An 857-nucleotide genomic window follows, 5' to 3' on the forward strand; every position below is an offset into this window, starting at 1 on the left:
CTTTTATTGTTTTTTTTCTGTGCATTGCTTTCTTTTTTAGTTCGTTTCAAGGTGTAAGTTCGCGGCCTTTTTGATCATGCGGCTACCGTTGGAATCCGTATATTCATACGTGATCACGTAGTAATACGTTCCACTTGGAAGTTTAGTCCCTTTATCGATCGTAGCTTTGCCATCTGAATATCCTCGAAACACATTGCTACTGCCATCACCATAAGGGTCATACCCTCTAGTTTCATAAACGCGAGCGCCCCAACGGTTGAAAATCTCAACTTTGTTGTTCGGATAGTTCTTGATGTTGTCAATGATAAAGTAATCGTTCTTCCCATCTCCATCAGGAGTAACCAGGTTGTAGATCACAATATCTCCATCTAGAATCCAGTCCTTTTTAACTGTACCCAAGGTGAAAAATCCATAGCCTTTTACTGTTCCAATAGTTGTCACTTCTTTGGTAGACATATCTACTACACCGCCTTCATCAACCCATAGCTGTTGCTTGGCATCCCAGCGAACAATGTGTAATTCTTCTTCTGGATTGGTTAAAACTTCAGGTGCAGTAGTCGACTCATCCCAAGTGAGTGTCAACAAAACATCACTTTGCTTGTCGGACCCTTTATCGATAATCCAATATTCTTGGTCATTGATGGCCTTGATCACTCCAACTTTGTTAGGACGGGAGGCGAAAAAGGCGGCATCTTTATAAACATATTGACCGACGAAAATATCACCTTCAGCTTTAGGGGCTGAAATTCGAGCAGGACGGTATCGTTCGCCATCCCCTATTGGATAAATGAAAACTTCATTTCCAATCTTTTCCACCGCTCCTTGAATATGAGATGCATCTCCCATAGCTTGAGCTT

Annotated in this window: 1 protein-coding gene; it reads right to left on the bottom strand. The window is 41.8% G+C overall.

The genetic code is table 11. From position 1 onward, the window contains the following. Positions 1-36: 36 nt before the first annotated feature. Positions 37-857 (bottom strand): gliding motility-associated C-terminal domain-containing protein (locus tag AWV75_RS18210; protein WP_156424217.1); only part of this gene is annotated, 821 nt, incomplete at its 5' end.

It is taken from the genome of Myroides odoratus (assembly GCF_001549985.1).
Lineage (GTDB): Bacteria > Bacteroidota > Bacteroidia > Flavobacteriales > Flavobacteriaceae > Flavobacterium > Flavobacterium odoratum_A.